The organism is Streptomyces sp. NPDC059166 (genome assembly GCF_042755185.1).
Taxonomy (GTDB): Bacteria; Actinomycetota; Actinomycetes; order Streptomycetales; family Streptomycetaceae; genus Streptomyces.
The window spans coordinates 102102-121948 of record NZ_JBHZCI010000009.1; the positions used below are offsets into that span (position 1 = coordinate 102102).

The following is a 19847-nucleotide window of genomic DNA, read 5'->3' on the forward strand; positions in this document are numbered from 1 at the left end:
CACGACGACGCGGCCGGTACGGGAACCCGTACCGGCCGCTCCGTCAGGCGCCTCCCGGCTCCCGTGATCATTCCGTGCTGTCCCGGTGAACCAATTGTGTGCACCATCGATCTTCTGATCGTTCGACAGGGGCTGGGGACATTGAAGACCGTACGACGCCGGGGCATCGCACTCGTGGTTCTGCTGCCGGTTCTCATCGGCGTGGCCGGATGCGGGGCGCAGGACGAGCCGGAGCCGGGGAAGGCGGTCTACGGGCGACCGCTCGCCGAGCAGTTCCGGGCGGCGACCGACTCCACGCACGGTGCGGGCAGCGCGGCCTTCGTGGCGACCCTGACCTACGGAACCGAGGACGGGGAAGCCGTACAGCGGACCCAGGGGGTCCTGGACTACGCCGGGTGGACAGCTCGTGCGACGCTCGGCTTCGACGCCCCGAGCACCTTCCCGCAGGAGACGCTGGAGTACATCCGGGGCGGGGCCGGTGAGAAGCAGGAACTGGCCACGGCCGACGAGGACGTCTACGTACGCGTTTCCGGCGCATGGCTGCGCTACACCCCGGAGGCCGTCAACCGGTTCGGCGAGGACGCCGGCGACGTCGCCTGGCACGCCGCCGGGGACGCGGCGCCCTACAGCGGCACCCTCGCGGACTTCGTCCCCCGGACCGCTCCCGGCGGGGCGCCCGAACGGCGCGCCGACGGCAGCAGGGTGTACCGGGCGAGCCTGCTGCCCGAGGTCGCCCAGGAGATCCTCCCGGCGCACCTGCGGGCCGTCGGCAGCGAGTGGGGGACGGGCTCCGTCGGGATGACGGTGAAGCTGGACGCCGACGGCCGGCTGTCCTCGGCCACCGCGGACCTCACGCCCGTACTGACCGTGCTGCACGACCAGGGAGTTCTCGTCGACGTGGAGCGGCTGAGCGCGACCTACCGGCTCCGGGCGTTCGGCGAGCCGGTGAAGGCGAAGGCGCCGTCCGCCGGCGGCGGGAAGGTCGAGGACGCGGGCAAGGTGCTGTCCGTGATCGGATCGCTGGAGGCCGGCCGGTGCGCGAACACCGACGGCACGGGGCTGGGCAGCCGCAGGATCGTCCGGCCCGTCGACTGTTCCGGCCGACACGAATTCCGGGTGGTGGGCCAGGTCGAGGTGGACCGGTCGTTCCCCGGCAAGGTCGCGGTCGGCAACGGTGACCGCTACGGGATGGAGGCCTGCGACCGCGCCGAGGCCCGGGCGCGGCAGGACTGGCGGAAGGGCGGCACCTACGCGGGTGCGGTGACGGCGGTGGGGGAGTCCGAGGTGAGCGTGTCGGTCACCATGGACGGCACGGGCAACGGAACCGCGACCCAGGTGAAGGGCTCGTACACCTGCCTTCTGACCACCACGGGCTGACCGCCTGGTCCTGCTCGACGCGGCCGGCACGGGAGTCCCGTACCGGCCGCGTCCGCGCGTCCGGGTCACAGGTCGTCCGGCAGGAGGCGGAACGCGGAGTGGCCGGTGAGCGGACGCATGAACCGGAAGCGGCGGTCGGACGTGAAAAGGTCGGCCGTGCGGTGGGCGGCGGCCAGTACGACGTTCATCGCGTCGGTCAGCCCGACGCCACGGCTGTCGTCCGCGTCCTGGTACCCGCGCATGACGGCCATGGTGCCCCGCACGTGGGGCGCGACCTCAGGGATCTCGAAACGGCGGACCTCGACCTGACGCGCCACGAAGTCGAGCGCGTTCATCGAGGCGCTCGCGCCGATCTTCGAGGTCAGCAGGTAGTCCAGTTCGGTCAGAACCATCGGGGGGCACCACGAGATGACGCAGGCGGGTCGGCAGGCCCGGCACCTGTCGCGGGCGCCGTGACCTCTTGCCTTGACGCCTACGTCAAGGACTACGGTCGCGGCATGCGAATCGGGGAACTGGCCGAACGCGCAGGGACGACGACACGGACGCTGCGCTACTACGAGTCGCGGGGCCTGCTGCCCGCACGCCGTGCGGAGAACGGCTACCGCACGTACGACGAGGGCGACCTGCGGATGGTCCGGCAGATCCGGACCCTCCAGGACTTCGGGTTCGGCCTGGAGGAGACCCGCCCCTTCGTCGACTGCCTGCGCGCCGGTCACCCGGCGGGCGACTCCTGCCCGGCCTCGCTGGCCGTCTACCGGCGCAAGCTCGACGAACTGGACGCCCTGATCGTCCAGTTGCAGGGTGTTCGGGCCGAGGTGGGCGCACAACTGGCCCGCGCGGAACTGGAAGCCGCCGCCGGGGTGCCGGGCGGCCCCGAACCACGATGCGAACTCACCTGGGAGGACGAGGAATGATCCACGCGCAAGGTGTCGCCGAGGTCACCGACACGACGTTCGACGCCGAGGTCCTGGGAGCCGGCCTGCCGGTCCTGGTCGAATTCACCGCCGACTGGTGCGGGCCGTGCCGTCAACTGGCCCCGGTGCTGGGCGCGATCGCCGGTGAGGAGGCGGGCCGCCTGAAGATCGTGCAGATCGACGTGGACCGCAACCCGGAGACCGCGAGCCGTTACGCGGTGCTGTCGATGCCGACCCTGATGGTGTTCCGGGACGGCGAACCGGTGAAGTCGATGGTCGGCGCCCGCCCCAAGCGCCGCCTTCTCCAGGAACTGGAGGACGTGCTCCCGTCGGCGGTCTGACGCGGGGCCGACCGAACTCCGCCAACCGGCGGAGCGGCCCGGGAGGCCGCCCCGCCGGTCGGCGTCCGGATCCGCCGGGCGGTCCGGATGCGTGCCGCCTGCACGTTCATCGGGGCGACCGGCCTCCGGTGCTCCGGCCGGCCGCGGCCCCATGTCGGCCACAGTCGTGAGCGTGACCTTTCCTCCCGTGCCGGCGCCGCTAGCGTGACCGCTGGATGCCGGACACCCGCGCATCCGGCGACCTCAGGGGGAACAGCCATGCAGTCACGATCACTTCACTTCTTACCCAGGGCGCTCACGGTCCTTGCCGCCGTCCTGGCCACCGTCCTGGGAGCGACCGTCCAGGCGGACACGGCCCGGGCGGGGGAGACGTCGGCGTCCGGACTGACCGGGCTGACGTTCACATCCGTCAACAGCGGCCGGAACCTGGACGTGCAGAACGGGAACACCGGCAACGGCGTGTTCCTCGTGACCAACTCCGCTCCCGGCTACCACCAGGAGTGGAACGTCAACCAGCAGACCGACGGCTCCTTCACCCTCTCCAACGCGGACACCGGCAAGTGCATGGAGACGGGACTGCCGATGAGGCAGCAGACCTGCGGCGGAGCCACCGCCCAGCGCTGGTACTTCCAGCCCGTCACAGGAGTCCGGAACGCCTTCATGATCCGCAACGCGGGTGACAACAGGTGCCTCGACGTGGTCCTGGCCGCCCAGAACGACGACGCCTGGACCCAGACCTACAACTGCAACGGCAGCAGGGCCCAGCAGTGGGCCATCCCCGCCACGGCCACCGGCGACGCGTTCGCCGCCGCGGTGGACCACGCGTCCAAGCGCTGCCAGAAGGACTCTGCGACCTGCTCCTGGACCAAGGGCACCCAGGCCCCGGCCGAGCCGCTACCCACGGAGTGCGTGTCCCCGGTCTGGTTCAACGGCACGGGTGCCGCGGTGCCGTGGACCTTCTCACTCAGCACCACCAGCGGATGGTCGAGCGAGATCTCCGTCTCCTTCGAATCGAGCGTCACCGTGGGTGAGCCGAGTCCTGTGCAGACCAAGCTCGGCCTCACCACCACGGGCAAGGTCACCTACAGCCTGAGCGAGACTCTCGGGAACAGTCTGACGATCACCGTTCCGCCCCAGCACTACGGCTGGGTGGCGCTGTCGGCGCTGGCCACGAAGGTGACCGGTGAGTGGACCTTCGACGCCGGCGGCTACCCGTGGACGGCGCACGACACCGTGACCGTGCCGCTGACCAGCGACGACCAGGGGCACGCGAGCGTCTACCTGGCGAAGACCGACACCGAGTTCGCGACCTGCGGCGGCTGACGTGACGGGGCCCGCACCGTGCACACGGTGCGGGCCCCGTAACCTGCCGCGGATCAGGCCGGCCGCAGCCAGACCGTCGCCAGCGGTGGGAGCGTCAGGGTGATGCTGGAGTCCCGGCCGTGAGCGGGGACCGCCTCGGGCTTCAGCGGCTCCTCGTTCCGTACGTCGCTCCCGCCGTAGCGGGCCGCGTCGGTGTTCAGGACCTCCACCCACGCCTCCGGGCCGTCCGGCACGCCGATGCGGTAGTCGGCGCGTACCACCGGCGAGAAGTGCGAGACGGCGATCAGCGGGGAGCCGTCCGCGTCGTAGCGGACGAACGAGAACGCGTTGTCCTCCGCCGCGCCGCCGTCGATCCAGCTGAAGCCCTCCGGTGAGGTGTCCCGCTGCCAGAGCGCGGGCAGCGCGTTGTAGACGGCGTTGAGGTCCGTCACCAGGGTGCGTACGCCCCGGTGGTCGCCGGATGCCTCGTACGTCTCGTCGAGCAGCCACCAGTCCGGGCCGTGGCCCTCCGACCACTCGGCCCCCTGGGCGAACTCCTGGCCCATGAAGAGCAGCTGCTTGCCCGGGTGGGCCCACATGAAGCCGAGGTACGCCCGGTGGTTCGCGCGCCGCTGCCACCAGTCGCCGGGCATCTTGCTCACCAGCGCCTGCTTGCCGTGCACCACCTCGTCGTGCGAGATCGGCAGCACGTAGTTCTCGCTGTACGCGTACACCATCGAGAAGGTCATCTCGTCGTGGTGGTACTTGCGGTGGATGGGCTCCTTGGACACGTACACCAGGGAGTCGTGCATCCAGCCCATGTTCCACTTCAGGCCGAAGCCCAGCCCGCCCTGGTCCGTGGCGCGGGTGACGCCGTCCCAGGCGGTGGACTCCTCCGCCATCGTGACGACGCCGGGGTTGCGCCGGTAGACCGTCGCGTTCATCTCCTGGAGGAAGGCCACCGCGTCGAGGTTCTCCCGGCCCCCGAACTCGTTCGGCGACCACTGGCCGTCCTCGCGGGAGTAGTCGAGGTAGAGCATCGAGGCGACCGCGTCGACCCGCAGCCCGTCGATGTGGAACTCCTCGCACCAGTAGGTGGCGTTGGCGACCAGGAAGTTGCGCACCTCCTTGCGGCCGTAGTCGAACTCCAGGGTGCCCCAGTCCGGGTGGGCGGCACGCCTCGGGTCGGAGTGCTCGTACAGCGGACGGCCGTCGAACTCCGCCAGCGCCCAGTCGTCACGCGGGAAGTGCGCCGGGACCCAGTCCATGAGGACGCCGATGCCCGCCGCGTGCAGCGCGTCGACCAGGAAGCGGAAGTCGTCGGGGCCGCCCAGACGGGAGGTCGGGGCGTAGAAGCCGGTCACCTGGTAGCCCCAGGAGCCACCGAAGGGATGCTCGGCCACCGGCATCAGCTCGACGTGGGTGAAGCCCAGATCCTTCACGTAGGCGGGGAGCTGCGAGGCGAGCTGGCGGTACGACAGACCCGGCCGCCAGGAGGGCAGGTGCACCTCGTAGACGGAGAACGGGGCCTCGTGGACCGGGCGGTCGCCCCGGTGCGCCATCCAGTCCGCGTCCTGCCACTCGTGGTGCGAGGCCGTGACCACCGACGCGGTCGCCGGGGGCACCTCGGTGCTGCGGGCCATCGGGTCGGCGCGCTGGGTGTGCGACCCGTCGGGGCGGCAGATGTCGTACTTGTACACCGCGCCCTCGCCCGTTCCGGGGAGGAAGAGCTCCCACACACCGGTGGAGCCGAGGGAACGCATGGGGAAGGCCGTGCCGTCCCAGTAGTTGAAGTCGCCGGTGACACGGACCCCTCGCGCGTTCGGGGCCCAGACGGTGAAGCGGGTGCCCGCCACGCCCTGGTGCTCCATCGGCTGGGAGCCGAGCGCCTTCCAGAGCTCCTCGTGCCGCCCCTCCCCGATGAGGTGCAGGTCCAGCTCGCCGATCGCCGGCAGGAAGCGGTACGGGTCGTCCACCTCGATGGTGTTGTCCTCGTAGGCGATCCGCAGCCGGTATCCGGCGGGCACCTCCGGCAGCGCCAGGATCCCGGAGAAGAACCCGTCGCCGTCGCTCTGCAGCTCCGCCCAGGTGCGCTTGCCCGCGACCAGCACGGAGACGGAGCGGGCGTAGGGGCGCAGCACCCGGAAGAGCACACCGCCCGGGGCCGGGTGCGCACCCAGGACTCCGTGCGGGTCGTGGTGTTCACCGGCGAGCAGCCTGCCCCGGTCGGCCTCGTCCAGGGCGGTGGCCGGGAGGACGTTCCTGCTGCCTCCTCCGCGCCGGGGGCGGGGCGGGGTGCCCGAGGCCGCGGCGGCCGGCTTCCTGGCGCGCGGGCGCTTGGCGGGGGCGGGGTCCTTCGCCGCCGGCGGCCCGGCCGGAGCGGCGGGGGCTGTGGCCGTGACCTCCGCGGTCACCGGCTCGGCCGTGGGCGGGACCTCGATGGACTCGGACGACTTTCGGGACGGCTTGCGGGCGGTCACAGAGACTGCCTCCTCGAACGGATCGAAGGGTGGGTGGGAAGCGGGTGTCACGCGGGCGCGGCGGCCAGCCGCTGGATGGCGGCCATCGGCACGGGCAGCCAGTCGGGGCGGTGGCGGGCCTCGTACAGCACCTCGTACACCGCCTTGTCGGTCTCGTGGGCGCGCAGCCACTCCGGCTCGCCGCGCGGATCGGTGCCCGCGACGCTCGTGTAGCCGTCGCAGTACGCGGCACGGCAGCGGGCCGCCCACTCGGGGTTCCACGGATGGTGCGAGCGCGCCGCGTAGTCGAAGGAACGGAGCATGCCCGCGACGTCGCGGACCGTGGGCTGCGGACTGCGGCGCTCCGGGAGCGGCTTCGCGGGCTCGCCCTCGAAGTCGATGAGCGACCAGAAGCCGTCGTCGTCCCGCAGGGTCTGGCCGAGGTGGAGATCGCCGTGGACACGCTGGGCCGCCCAGCCGTGCCCCGTCTCCCCGAGCGCCGCCACCGCGTCGAAGGCGGCGCGCAGGCCGGGGACGTACGGGACGAGGGCGGGGACCGCCTGGGCGGCGGCCTCCAGGCGCTCGACCATTCCGGCCACCAGCCGCCGGGTCCGGTCGTGGGCCAGCGGCGGGGTGGGGATGGCGGCGGCGAGAGCCGTGTGCACCTCGGCGGTGGCCCGGCCGAGCGCATGTGCCTCGTCGGTGAAGTCCCGTCCCTCCTGGAGTGCGGCGAGCGCCAGCTGCCACCCGTCCTGCGCGCCGCGCAGGAACGGCTGGAGCACGCCGAGCGTGAGCGGTTCCGGGCCGGTCGTCGCCTCGAACCACGCCACCGGCGCCGGGACCCGGCCGCAGCCCTCGCGGGCGAGCGCGAGCGGCAGCTCCAGATCGGGGTTGGTGCCCGGGAAGACCCTGCGGAAGATCTTCAGGATGAAGGCGTCCCCGTACACGAGCGAGGAGTTGGACTGTTCGGTGTCCAGCACGCGCGGGGCGAGACCCGGCGGGATGGGTTCGGCGCGGTCGAACCGGAGCGGGCCGAGGGAGCCGGGGTTACGGAATCGTTCCAGCAGCAGGTCGGCCACGCGCGGGTCGTGCAGGCCCTCGTAGAGGGTGCGCCCGGCCAGGGGCCCCTCCGTGACCACGCCGATGCGCGCCTCCGCCAGCCTCGGCGGCAGGGTGTTCCGCACCCCGAGCAGCAGCTGGTAGCAGTCCCCCGGTGACGTGCCGGGGCGGCTGCCCGGCTGGTGGACCCGGACGAGGAGGTGCAGCAGCCCGGGGCTCGTGCCGGCGGCGTCCAGAGGCAGTATCTCGGTGGCCGCCACGAGGGAGAAACCGGTCACCGACTGCCCCTTGCCGGCGAACCAGCGCTGCCGGGGCACCCACTCGTGGAGCAGCGGGGCGAGCGACGGAAGCAGGGCTGTCGAGCCCTGACCGCCCGTCGGATGTCTTCTTGTCGTCTTTCTCGATGTTGTGCTCTTCGCCAGGGCGACTCGAGTGGATGCAGCCTCCGACATGGCATCGCGTCCTTTCCCCGGGCACACCACAGGATGCGAAGAGTGTCCCGGATTGCGGCAATGGCTGTCCGGCTGTGCGGGACGTGTCGGGTGAGGAAAGTCCGTACGGACCTGATCAACGGGCCTCGGGAGCCCCAAGGAGCCCGTAAGGGCCCGATATCGGGGAGAGTGCCCCGTGCGGGGCGGTGGAAACCGCCCCGCGGGCGGCGCCTCCGCGGTGAGGCGCCGACGGCGGTCCGTGACCCGTGGTCAGCCGACCGGAGCTTCCTTCCGCATCCGGAACCAGTAGAAACCGTGTCCCGCGAGCGTCAGCAGGTAGGGCCACTGACCGACGGCGGGGAAGCGCACCCCGCCGATCAGCTCCACCGGATGACGCCCGCTGAACGCCCGCAGATCGAGCTCCGTGGGCTGTGCGAACCGCGAGAAGTTGTGGACGCACATCACGAGGTCGTCCTTGTACTCACGCGTGAACGCGAGCACCGCCGGGTTGGACGACGGCAGTTCGCTGTACGTGCCGAGACCGAACGCCGGATTCTGCTTGCGGATCTCGATCATCCGGCGCGTCCAGTGCAGCAGCGAGGACGGCGACGCCATCGACGCCTCCACGTTGGTGACCTGGTAGCCGTAGACCGGGTCCATGATCGTGGGGAGGTAGAGCCGCCCCGGATCGCTGGAGGAGAAACCGGCGTTGCGGTCGGGCGTCCACTGCATCGGCGTGCGTACCGCGTCGCGGTCGCCGAGCCAGATGTTGTCGCCCATGCCGATCTCGTCCCCGTAGTAGAGGATCGGGGAGCCGGGGAGCGAGAGCAGCAGCGCGGTGAACAGCTCGATCTGGTTGCGGTCGTTGTCCAGCAGCGGGGCGAGGCGCCGGCGGATGCCGATGTTGGCGCGCATCCGCGGATCCTTGGCGTACTCCGCGTACATGTAGTCGCGTTCCTCGTCCGTGACCATCTCGAGCGTGAGCTCGTCGTGGTTGCGGAGGAAGATGCCCCACTGGCAGCCCGACGGGATCTCCGGGGTCTTGGCCAGGATCTCCGAGACGGGGTAGCGGCTCTCCCGGCGCACCGCCATGAAGATCCGGGGCATCACCGGGAAGTGGAACGCCATGTGGCACTCGTCCCCGCCGGCCGTGTAGTCGCCGAAGTAGTCGACGACGTCCTCCGGCCACTGGTTGGCCTCGGCCAGCAGGACGGTGTCGGGGTAGTTGGCGTCGATCTCCTTGCGGACCCGCTTGAGGAAGTCGTGCGTCTCGGGAAGGTTCTCGCAGTTGGTGCCCTCGCGCTGGTAGAGGTACGGCACCGCGTCGACCCGGAAGCCGTCGATCCCCAGGTCCAGCCAGAAGCGCAGCGCGGAGATGATCTCCTCCTGCACCGCCGGGTTCTCGTAGTTGAGGTCGGGCTGGTGCGAGAAGAACCGGTGCCAGTAGTACTGCTTGCGCACCGGGTCGAAGGTCCAGTTGGACGTCTCCGTGTCGACGAAGATGATCCTGGCGTCGGGGAACTGCTTGTCGTCGTCCGCCCAGACGTAGTAGTCGCCGTACGGCCCGTCGGGGTCCGTACGGGACTGCTGGAACCACTCGTGCTGGTCGCTCGTGTGGTTCATGACGAAGTCGATGATCACGCGCATCCCGCGCTGGTGCGCGGCGTCGACGAACTCCACGAAGTCGGCGAGGTCGCCGAACTCGGGAAGCACGGCGGTGTAATCGGAGACGTCGTAACCGCCGTCGCGCAGAGGTGACTTGAAGAACGGCGGCAGCCAGAGGCAGTCGATTCCCAGCCATTGCAGGTAGTCCAGCTTGGCGGTGAGGCCCTTGAGGTCACCCACACCGTCCCCGTTGGAGTCCTGGAAGGACCGGACGAGTACCTCGTAGAAGACGGCGCGCTTGAACCAGTCGGGGTCGCGGTCCTTGGCGGGAGTGTCCTCGAACAGGTCGTGGACGGGCTCATTGACGATCATGGCGTGGGTGACCCTCCGGTCGGCGGGGACGGTCGCAGAACCGCGATGTGCGCGGGCGTGACGCCCGGCTCGAGGCGCACATAGAAGGTCCTGCCCCAGTGATAGGTGTCGCCGGTGAGCTCGTCGCGCACCGGCACGCTCTCGTGCCAGTCGAGGCCGAGTCGCGGCATGTCCAACGAGACCGTGGCCTCATGGGTGTGGTGAGGGTCGAGGTTGACGACCACCAGGACGGTGTCCGGGCCGGACCGCTTGCTGTAGGCGATCAGTGCCTCGTCGTCGACGTGGTGGAAGTGGACGTCGCGCAGTTGCTGGAGCGCCGGATGGCGACGGCGGATCCGGTTGAGCGAGGTGATCAGGGGAGCGAGCGAGCGGCCCTCACGTTCCGCGGACTCCCAGTCCCTGGGCCTGAGTTGGTACTTCTCGGAGTCCTGGTACTCCTCGCTCCCGGGACGCACCGGGGTGTTCTCGTACAGCTCGAAGCCCGCGTACACGCCCCAGGAAGGGGAGAGCGTCGCGGCCAGCACGGCCCGGGTCTCGAAGGCGGGACGCCCGCCGTCCTGGAGATGACCGGGAAGAATGTCGGGCGTGTTCACGAAGAAGTTGGGCCGCATGTACGAGGAACTCTCGCCCGAGAGCTCGGTGACGTAGTCGGTGAGTTCCTGCTTCGTGTTACGCCAGGTGAAGTACGTGTAGGACTGCTGGAAGCCGACCGCGGCCAGAGCGCGCATCATCGCGGGGCGGGTGAAGGCCTCCGCCAGGAAGATCACGTCCGGATCGGTGCGGTTGACGTCGGCGATCACCTTCTCCCAGAAGACCACCGGCTTGGTGTGCGGGTTGTCGACCCGGAAGATGCGTACACCGTGCTCCATCCAGAACCGCAGGATGCGGACGGTCTCCGCGACGATTCCGCTCATGTCCTTGTCGAAGGCGATCGGGTAGATGTCCTGGTACTTCTTCGGCGGGTTCTCGGCGTAGGCGATGGAGCCGTCCGCACGGTGGTGGAACCACTCCGGGTGCTCCTTCACCCAGGGGTGGTCCGGGGAGCACTGCAGGGCGAAGTCCAGCGCGATCTCCATGCGGAGCGTGCGGGCCGTCTCCACGAAGTGGTCGAAGTCCTCGATCGTGCCGAGTTCCGGGTGGACGGCGTCGTGGCCCCCTTCGGCCGAACCGATCGCCCAGGGCACGCCCGGGTCGCCCGGGCCGGGGGTGAGGCTGTTGTTCGGGCCCTTGCGGTGCGTCGTCCCGATGGGGTGGATCGGCGGGAGATAGACCACGTCGAACCCCATCGCCGACACCGCGGGCAGACGCTCCGCCGCCGTACGGAAGGTGCCGCTGACCAGCCGGGTGGCCGGCGGGGCCGCGATCTCGGCGGTGACCTCGGGGCTCTTCCCGCGTGTGGCGGCGGCCGTCTTCGCGGTCTTCGCCGTCCTCGTCCTGCGGGCGGGCTTCGGGGGTGCGACCGTTTCCTCCCGCGCGCCCTCGGAGCGGGGGAACAGCTCGTACCAGGAACCGTAGAGGGCGCGCCTGCGCTCCACCGTCAGCGGCATCGGCCGGGACGCGGTGACCAGTTCGCGCAGCGGGTGGCGGGCGAGAGCCTCGTCCACCTCGGGGGTGAGCGCGGCGGCGAGCCGGGCGGCCGGTGAGCGGCCGGGGTCGCGGAGCGCGTCGACGGCGGCCAGCACGGCCTCCCGCCCGTCCCGCTTGGGCACACCCTCGGCCGCCCGGGCGTAGAGCTCCGCGCCCTCGTCGAGGACCAGTCCGGTGTCGATGCCCGCCGGGATCTTGATCCGCGCGTGGGCCCGCCAGGTGGTGACCGGATCGCTCCACGCCTCGACGGTGTACGTCCAGGTCCCCTCGGACTCCGGGGTGACATCGGCGCCCCACCGGTCCGTGCCCGGAGCGAGCTCACGCATCGGCGTCCAGGGGCCGGGCCGTCCACTCGGGTCGCAGAGGACGACATTGGCGGCCACGGCGTCATGGCCCTCGCGGAACACGGTGGCGCTGACCTCGAAGGTCTCGCCCGCGACGGCTTTGGCGGGCCGTCTGCCGCAGTCGACGAGCGGACGGACGTCCAGGACGGGAATGCGACCGATCATGGAATCACCTGGGGGTCGGATCTCGGCGTGCGCGGGGCGAGACATGGGCGTGAGAGGCCGTCCGCGCGCGCCGCGATGGTGGGGTTGCGTCCTTTGTAGCTGCTCGGTCGTCGGCTGGCGGGCTGTGGGCATGGCCGCTCCTGTCCGCGTTCACTCGAATGGCACTCGAATGGCAGGTGCACGGGGGTTCCACCTCGGACCGGGGCACCTCGGGTCGTGCAGCGCGGGGGGTGTCACCGGGGGAGCCTTCCCACCGCTTTCGGGCGTCCAACCCGCCGGTGTGTTAACTCCTGGGTCCAACCGGTGTGCGCGCTCCGGGCCGCGCGCCGGTCTTCCGGCCGTCACGCGGGCACCTCCGCAGCCTTCCCTGTGGTGCGGGGTGCCACAAGTCCGCGTGAGGAGGGGAAATCAGCCATATCGCCCGTGACAGAAGGGTGTGTATCTGGCGCATCTGGCCCATGGTGCGGGTGGTGCGGACGAGGTGCGTGTCGTCTCTGTTAACAGGGTGATCCAGGGGCCGTGGGGGAAGGGCGCGAACCGGTGCCGGACAGGGGGAGGAGGCGGGCGGACCGGGGCATCGGGCGGTGACTGAGCCGGGCGTGCGCCGTGGCTGCGCCACGCCGGGTCCCGCTACCGTCGAGGGTGACGGAGAGGGCGCCCACCGTCGTGCGTCCCCTCGGATCCGTACGTCCCCTGTAAAGGTGGGATACGTGAAGGCCATTCGTCGGTTCACCGTGCGTCCCGTCCTCCCCGAACCCCTGCGACCGCTCAGCGACCTCGCCCGCAACCTGCGCTGGTCCTGGCACACCGAGACCCAGCAGCTCTTCCAGGCAGTCGACCCGGAGGGCTGGCGGCCCGCGGACGCAGACCCCGTGCGGCTGCTCGGCGCCGTCCCCGCTGCACGCCTCACCGAGCTGGCCGGCGACCAGCACTTCCTGAACCGCCTCGACGAGGTGTCGGCGGACCTCCGGGAGTACCTCACCGGGCCGAGGTGGTACCAGGACCAGCTCGCCCAGGGCGCGGAGCTACCCGCCGCCATCGCCTACTTCTCGCCCGAATTCGGTGTCACGGCCGCCCTGCCCCAGTACTCGGGCGGGCTCGGCATCCTGGCCGGAGACCATCTGAAGGCCGCCAGCGACCTCGGCGTACCGCTCGTCGGGGTCGGTCTGCTCTACCGCCACGGCTACTTCCGCCAGAGCCTGTCCCGTGACGGCTGGCAGCAGGAGCACTACCCGGTCCTCGACCCCAACGAGCTGCCGCTCACCCTCCTGCGGGAGGCCGACGGCACCCCAAGCCGGGTGGTGCTCGCCCTGCCCGGCGGCCGTTCGCTGTACGCCTCGGTCTGGCAGGCCCAGGTCGGCCGCGTCCCGCTGCTCCTCCTCGACTCCGACGTCGAGGAGAACGCGCCCGGAGAGCGCGACGTCACCGACCGGCTGTACGGCGGCGGCAGCGACCACCGGCTGCTCCAGGAGATGCTGCTCGGCATCGGCGGGGTGCGCGCCGTGCGCACGTACTGCCGGCTCACCGGGCACGCCGCCCCCGAGGTGTTCCACACCAACGAGGGCCACGCCGGCTTCCTCGGCCTGGAGCGGATCAGGGAACTCGCCGACACCGGCATGGACTTCGACGCGGCGCTGGAGACCGCGAGGGCCGGGGCGGTGTTCACCACGCACACCCCGGTGCCCGCCGGGATAGACCGTTTCGACCGCCAGCTGGTGGCCCGTCACTTCGGTGACGACGGTGAACTGCCCGGTGTCCCGGTGGAGAAGATCCTGCCTCTCGGCACGGAGACCTACGAGGGCGGTGAGCCCGGACTCTTCAACATGGCGGTGATGGGCCTGCGGCTCGCCCAGCGCGCCAACGGCGTCTCCACCCTGCACGGCGCCGTCAGCCGGGAGATGTTCTCCGGCCTGTGGCCGGGATTCGACCCCTCCGAGGTGCCGATCACCTCCGTCACCAACGGGGTGCACGCCCCGACCTGGGTGGCGCCCGAGGTCTTCCGTCTGGGCGCCGACACCTTCGGTGCCGAACGCGCGGAGAACGCCCTCGCCGGAGCAGGGGCGGACGGCACCGGCACGGCCGCGTCCCCGGGGCGCTGGGACGCCGTGGGCGCGGTCTCCGACCGGGACATCTGGGAACTCCGCCGTGACCTGCGCGGACAGCTCGTCACCGAGGTACGCAAGCGGCTCTACGCCTCGTGGAGGCGCCGTGGCGCCGGCACCGCCGAACTGGGCTGGATCGACGACGTCCTCGACCCGGACGTCCTGACCATCGGCTTCGCCCGCCGGGTGCCCTCGTACAAGCGGCTGACCCTGATGCTGCACGACCGCGACCGGCTGCGGGAACTGCTCCTCCACCCGACCCGGCCCATCCAGATCGTCGTCGCCGGCAAGGCCCACCCCGCCGACGACGGCGGCAAGCGGCTCGTCCAGGAGCTGGTGCGGTTCGCCGACGACCCGAGGGTGCGCCACCGCATCGTCTTCCTCCCCGACTACGGCATGGGCATGGCGCAGAAGCTCTACCCGGGCTGCGACGTCTGGCTCAACAACCCGCTCCGGCCCCTGGAGGCCTGCGGCACCAGCGGGATGAAGGCGGCGCTCAACGGCTGCCTCAACCTCTCGGTGCGCGACGGCTGGTGGGACGAGTGGTTCGAGCCCGACTTCGGCTGGGCGATCCCCACCGCCGACGGCTCCGCCACCGACGAGGCCCGGCGGGACGAACTGGAGGCCAACGCCCTCTACTCGCTGATCGAGGACCGCGTCGCCCCCCGTTTCTACGACCGAGGCGCCGAGGACCTGCCCGAGCGCTGGATCGAGATGGTCCGCCGCACCCTGGTGACCCTCGGCCCCAAGGTGCTCGCCGGACGCATGGTGCGCGAGTACGTCGAACGCCTCTACGCGCCGGCCGCGCTGTCGCGCAGGGCCTTGCAGCCCGCGGCCGCCCGCGACCTCGCCTCCTGGAAGGCCAGGGTCCGGGCCGCCTGGCCGCAGGTGGCGGTCGACCATGTGGAGGCCACCGCCGACACCGTCGTCGGCGGCTCCGCCGAGCTCGGCTCCACCCTGGCGCTCCGCGTCCGCATCGCCCTCGGCGGTCTGGACCCGGACGACGTGGAGGTGCAGGTCGTCGCCGGGCGGGTCGACTCCGGGGACGCGATCGCCGAGGCGCAGACCTTCCCGCTGAAGCCGGCCGGAGGCCACGACCTGGAGGACCGCTGGCTGTACGAGGGCCCGCTCGCCCTCGACCGCACGGGCCCCTACGGCTACACGGTCCGCGTCCTGCCCTCGCATCCGCTGCTCGCCTCGGGCGCGGAGCTCGGTCTGGTCGCCGTCCCGGGCGACACCACGGGTGACGGCGGCGGGGTCCTGCTCCGCTGACCCGATGGCGAACCCCGAGCCGGGCCCGGTGCGTACGCACCGGGCCCGGTGTACGTCCACCCGTCGCGGAGCGAACCGGCAGAGGTCTTTCCGGCCCGGTCTCGCTACCATGACAGCCCTGCCGGTGCGGCCTTCGGGCCACCGACGTCACAGCGAGGCGTCCCCCGGGGCGCGAGTGGAGGTCAGCACGGTGAACGGCGGCGGTGGCCGAGCGAGACGCCTGACCCGTCGGCTCGCCGCGAAGAGCGGGACCTCGCGGCAGCCGCCCGTCCGCCGGGCCGAACCGGGCGCCCCGCCACCGGGGGACCGTTTCACCACCGCCGCCCGGATGCGCTGGCTCAACGCCGCCGGCACCCGCATCGGCACGACCCTCGACCTGGAGCGCACGGCCGAGGAACTGGCCGCCTACAGCGTGCCGGTACTGGCCGACGCCGCCGCCGTCGATCTGCTGGAGTCCGTGCTGCGCGGCGAGGAGGGCGAGCGGGTCACCGGAGCCGCGGTGCCCGTCACCCGTGCCATGGCCGTCCGCTCCATCGCGGTGCTGGAGGAGCTGGAACCCTCACCGGTGGGCCAGGTGGTGGACCGGCGCGAGCGCCGCGAGACCCTTCTGACCACCGAGTGCCTGCGCAACGGCCGGCCCGTCCTCGTCAGCCGCATGACGCCGCAGGACTACAGGCGCGTCGCGCCCACGGACAGCGCGGAGGCCGCCATGCGGCGGCAGGGCGTCCACAGCTACCTCGCGGTGCCCCTCATAGCCCGGGGCGTACTGCTGGGCTCCGCCGACTTCGTACGCGCCGGGGACCGCAGGCCCTTCAACCGGGCCGACCTGGAGCTCGCGGTGCAACTCGCCTCCATGGCGGCGGTGTTCATGGACAACGCCCGGCTCTACGGACGAGAGCGCGAGCATGTCGTCTCGCTCCAGCGCTCACTGCTCCCGCGGGTCACGCCACGCACCCCCGGCCTGACCGTGCACGCCCACTACGCCCCCGCCGTCGACGCGCACGGAGTGGGCGGTGACTGGTACGACGTGGTGGCGCTGCCCAGCGGGCGCACGGCGCTCGTCGTCGGCGACGTCACCGGGCACGGCCTGCCCGCCGCGGCCACGATGGGCCGGCTGCGCACGGTCGCCCGCACGCTGATGATGCTCGACATCGCCCCGGACCGGCTGCTCGCCCGGCTCGACCTGGCCACCCGTGACCTGGAGGACGACCAGGTCGCCACCTGCCTGTGCGCCGTCTACGACCCGGCGGACTCCAGCTACACCGTCGCCAGTGCCGGTCATCCGCCGCCGCTGCTGGTGGACGCGGACGGGACCGCCCGCTACCTGGAGGTGCCGGCCGGTGCCCCGCTGGGCGCGGGGGTCATCCCGTACGACCCGCTGCGGGTGCGGGGGCCGGTCGGCGGGCGCCTGGTGTTCTACACGGACGGGCTGGTCAAGACCCGCACCGATGACGTGGACGTCCAACTGGAGTGGCTGCGGGCCTCGGTGGCCCGGATGGCCCCCGAACGGCTCGACGCCGGCGGACCGCTCACCTCGCCGAGGCGGGACGACGGCAGGTTCGACGAGGCGGTGCTGCTGGTCGCCGGAGGGCATGAGCTGCCGCCCGGTGTGATGCTGCGGGAGTGGGACCTGCCCTCGGAGGGCAACTCCGCCTCCGTCGCGCGCAGGGTGGTCACCGAGCAGCTGGGCCGCTGGGACCTGGCCGAGCTCGCCGACGTGACGGAACTGGTGGTCAGCGAGCTGGTGGGCAACGCCCTGCGCTACGGAGGCGGTCCCGGCCGGCTCCGGCTGCTGCTGTGCGACGGCCGGCTCCAGGTGGAGCTGGCCGACACCGGGCCCGACCTGCCGCAGATCCAGCACGCCGACGTCAGTGACGAGGGCGGCCGGGGGCTCCAGCTGATCAACCTGCTCTGTCGCAGCTGGGGTTCGTGCCGGACGGCCACGGGGAAGATCGTCTGGGCCGAGCAGGACGTCCCGCGCACGTGACATGAGGGGCAGGACGCCCCGCGCAGGTGACATGAGGGGAGGGCCCCGGGGAGACGTGCTCCCCGGGGCCCTCCCGGTGGTGGTGCGACGGTCCGCCTGCGGAGCCGTGCCGGGGGCGTCGGCTCAGAAGGTGAGCTTGACGCTGTTGAAGGTGCCGGTGTCGCCGGAGTAGGCGTCCTGGATCCTCAGGTTCCAGGTGCCGTTGGCCACCTCGGAGGAGGCGTTGACCGTGTAGGTCGCCACCACGTTGTCGGCCGAGTCCGTCGACGAGGAGTTCTTCAGCCGGTACGCGGAACCGTCCGGGGCGACCAGGTCGAGGACCAGGTCACCGCGGTAGGTGTGGGTGATGTTGACCGCGACGGAGAGCGCGCTGGGCGCGTTGCCGGTGACACCGCTGACCACGACGGGGATGTTGGTGGTGCTGCGGTCGGCGATCGCCTTGGCGGTCGTGTTCTGGAAGACCTTGCCGACCGGGTCGGTGCCGCCGCCGCCCGGACGCGAGCCGACGGCGATCCCGGCCCACGCGTTGGCGACCGCGGTGTACTCGGCGCTGGTGGCGCCGTAGAGCTCACTGGCCACCGCGAGGGTGCCGGTGCGGGCGGCCGCGTAGTTGGTGGTGGAGGTGAACTTCGTGGTGAGCGCCTTGAACCAGATCTGCAGCGCCTTGTCCCGGCCGATGCCGGTCACCGGAAGGCCGTCCGAGGTCGGGGAGTTGTACGAGACGCCGTTGACGGTCTTGGCGCCGCTGCCCTCGGAGAGCAGGTAGAAGAAGTGGTTCGCCGGGCCCGACGAGTAGTGGACGTCGACCGAGCCGAGGCCCGAGTACCAGGAGTCCTTGGAGGCGCCGTCCTTGCTCGGCTTGTCCATGTAACGCAGCGGCGTGCCGTCGCCGTTGATGTCGATCTTCTCGCCGACGAGGTAGTCACCCGGGTCCGTGGCGGTGTTGGAGTAGAACTCCACGCCGGCCGCGAAGATGTCCGAGGTGGCCTCGTTGAGGCCGCCGGACTCGCCGCTGTAGTTCAGGCCGGCGGTGTTGGAGGTGACGCCGTGCGTCATCTCGTGGGCCGCCACGTCCAGCGAGGTCAGGGGGGCGGCGTTGCCGCTGCCGTCGCCGTAGGTCATGCAGAAGCAGCTGTCCGACCAGAAGGCGTTGACGTAGCTGTTGCCGTAGTGGACGCGGGAGTACGCGCCGACGCCGTTGCCCTTGATGCCGGTGCGGCCCATGACGTTCTTGTAGAAGTCCCAGGTCTCCGCGGCCCCGTAGTGGGCGTCGGCGGCGGCCGTCTCGGCGTTCGACGGATTGCCGTTGCCCCACACGTCGTCGGTCCCGGAGAACAGGGTGCCGGTGCCGGACGTACCCCGGTTGAGGTTGTACGTCTTGTGGCTGCCGCGCTCCGTGTCCGTCAGGTTGTACGAGGTGCCGGAGCCCGAAGTCCCCAGCGTGACCTGTCCGCTGTACTGGGTGTTTCCGGTACCGGTCTCGATCGCCTGCCACTCGAAGAGCTTGGCCCCCGAGGAGGCGTCCGTGATGACGTGCAGCTCGTTCGGGGTGCCGTCGTGCTGGAGGCCGCCGACCACGGTCTCGTAGGCCAGTTGCGGTGTGCCGCTCGCCGCCCAGACCACCTTGCGCGGGGCCCTGCTGGCCTCCGTGCTCTTCGAGCCGTCCGCGCGGGCGGTGGTCAGCGCCTGCTTCTCGGCGGTGGCCGGCGCGATGTCGGCCGCGGTGCCGACCGCCTTCAGCTGCGCGCCGGTCGCCTTCGACGCCCTGGTCACGTCCTGTGTCGTCCCGGCCTTCGACTCGGCCACGACCAGGTCGCCGCCGAGGACGGGGAGTCCGCCGAGGGTGCGCTCGTAGCGCGTGTGCGTGGTGCCGTCGACGTCCTTGACGACGTCCCGGACCACGAGCTTCTCCGTGGAGCCGAGGCCCAGCTCCTTGGCGGTCGCCGCCTTGGTGGCGTTGGCGTCCGCGATCAGTTCGGCGCGCTGGGCGGGGGAGAGCTTCGCGGGAAGCGCGCCGGGGTCGGCGCCCTTCACGGCGGCGGCGGGAGCCGCGGTGGCGGCGTCGGAGGCGGCCGTGGCGGCACCGCCCTGCATTCCGACGGCGAGGAGAGCGGCTGCGGCTATCAGAGCGCCGGTCGCGGTGGCGCGACGGCTGGGCGTGGGTCTCACGCGGACTCCTTCTGCGAGGGGGGTGACAGCCCGCCGGGTGAGCGGGCGGGGCCGAGCAGCGGTGCGTGGAACGGGGGAAGAGTGCCAGCCGGAAGCGGCGCGTGTCAGGACCGCGTCAACACATTGGCCGGAAGTCGTCCGTTGCCGGAAATTCCGTGTTCGTTAAGCGGACGTTTCGCAGTGTGTCGTTCCGGTGGCCGCCGGAGGGTCCCGAAGGCGCCGCGACCCTTGCGCCGCAGGGTGGGAAGGGGTTTCGCCCGTCTCCGCCGGAGGCGGGGCGCGCACGGTCCGGCGGGCGGGGACCGAGGGCTGAGACGTGCCGGAGCTATGGCCGGTTCCGTGATCCCGCCGGGAGGCCCGC

The 19847-nt window shown here is 71.4% G+C and carries 12 protein-coding genes; 6 read left to right on the plus strand and 6 right to left on the minus strand.

Features of this window, described 5'->3' with window-relative positions; translation table 11 throughout:
• Positions 1–141 precede the first annotated feature (141 nt).
• Positions 142–1377, plus strand: a complete 1236-nt coding sequence (locus tag ACFXOA_RS09445; protein WP_385024332.1) for a hypothetical protein — start codon at positions 142–144, stop codon at positions 1375–1377.
• Between the two features lie 65 nt (positions 1378–1442).
• Here ACFXOA_RS09445 and ACFXOA_RS09450 read toward each other — a convergent pair whose 3' ends face one another.
• Complete coding sequence (locus ACFXOA_RS09450; protein WP_385024334.1) at positions 1443–1769, minus strand: VapC toxin family PIN domain ribonuclease; 327 nt, start codon at positions 1767–1769, stop codon at positions 1443–1445.
• Between the two features lie 105 nt (positions 1770–1874).
• Here ACFXOA_RS09450 and ACFXOA_RS09455 point away from each other — a divergent pair, with 105 nt between their 5' ends.
• The 3 genes from ACFXOA_RS09455 (at position 1875) to ACFXOA_RS09465 (ending at position 3955) form a co-directional block, all read left to right on the plus strand.
• Positions 1875–2291: a MerR family transcriptional regulator gene (locus tag ACFXOA_RS09455; protein ID WP_385024336.1), complete on the plus strand. Its 417-nt coding sequence runs from the start codon at positions 1875–1877 to the stop codon at positions 2289–2291.
• Positions 2288–2632 carry a thioredoxin gene (trxA, locus tag ACFXOA_RS09460; protein ID WP_385024338.1) on the plus strand — a complete coding sequence of 115 codons (345 nt, stop codon included), beginning with the start codon at positions 2288–2290 and terminating at the stop codon, positions 2630–2632. Before ACFXOA_RS09455 ends, trxA begins: the two co-directional genes overlap by 4 nt.
• Positions 2633–2890: 258 nt before the next feature.
• Positions 2891–3955 (plus strand): RICIN domain-containing protein, encoded by a 1065-nt coding sequence (locus ACFXOA_RS09465; protein ID WP_385024340.1) that lies wholly within the window; start codon positions 2891–2893, stop codon positions 3953–3955.
• 53 nt (positions 3956–4008) lie between these two features.
• On the opposite strand, the gene glgB is transcribed toward ACFXOA_RS09465, so the two are convergent.
• The 4 genes from glgB to ACFXOA_RS09485 all read right to left on the minus strand — a co-directional run bounded on the left by glgB (position 4009) and on the right by ACFXOA_RS09485 (position 11956).
• Positions 4009–6414 (minus strand): 1,4-alpha-glucan branching enzyme, encoded by a 2406-nt coding sequence (gene glgB / locus ACFXOA_RS09470; protein ID WP_385024342.1) that lies wholly within the window; start codon positions 6412–6414, stop codon positions 4009–4011.
• Between the two features lie 47 nt (positions 6415–6461).
• Positions 6462–7904: a maltokinase gene (locus ACFXOA_RS09475; RefSeq protein ID WP_385024344.1), complete on the minus strand. Its 1443-nt coding sequence runs from the start codon at positions 7902–7904 to the stop codon at positions 6462–6464.
• Between the two features lie 249 nt (positions 7905–8153).
• The gene (gene treS, locus ACFXOA_RS09480) at positions 8154–9860 is read right to left on the minus strand and encodes a maltose alpha-D-glucosyltransferase (RefSeq protein ID WP_385024346.1); all 1707 of its coding nucleotides are present in this window, start codon (positions 9858–9860) and stop codon (positions 8154–8156) included.
• On the minus strand, positions 9857–11956 hold the full coding sequence (locus ACFXOA_RS09485) for a maltotransferase domain-containing protein (RefSeq protein ID WP_385024348.1): 2100 nt from the start codon (positions 11954–11956) through the stop codon (positions 9857–9859). Before ACFXOA_RS09485 ends, treS begins: the two co-directional genes overlap by 4 nt.
• 710 nt (positions 11957–12666) lie before the next feature.
• On the opposite strand from ACFXOA_RS09485, the gene glgP reads away from it, so the two are divergent.
• Together glgP and ACFXOA_RS09495 are read left to right on the plus strand one after the other, a co-directional pair.
• The gene (gene glgP, locus ACFXOA_RS09490) at positions 12667–15330 is read left to right on the plus strand and encodes an alpha-glucan family phosphorylase (protein WP_385024350.1); all 2664 of its coding nucleotides are present in this window, start codon (positions 12667–12669) and stop codon (positions 15328–15330) included.
• Positions 15331–15520: 190 nt separating this feature from the next.
• Positions 15521–17317 carry a SpoIIE family protein phosphatase gene (locus ACFXOA_RS09495; RefSeq protein WP_385024477.1) on the plus strand — a complete coding sequence of 599 codons (1797 nt, stop codon included), beginning with the start codon at positions 15521–15523 and terminating at the stop codon, positions 17315–17317.
• A gap of 123 nt (positions 17318–17440) precedes the next feature.
• Here the strand turns inward: ACFXOA_RS09495 and ACFXOA_RS09500 are convergent, their stop codons facing one another.
• On the minus strand, positions 17441–19486 hold the full coding sequence (locus ACFXOA_RS09500) for a M4 family metallopeptidase (protein ID WP_385024352.1): 2046 nt from the start codon (positions 19484–19486) through the stop codon (positions 17441–17443).
• Positions 19487–19847: the final 361 nt, after the last annotated feature.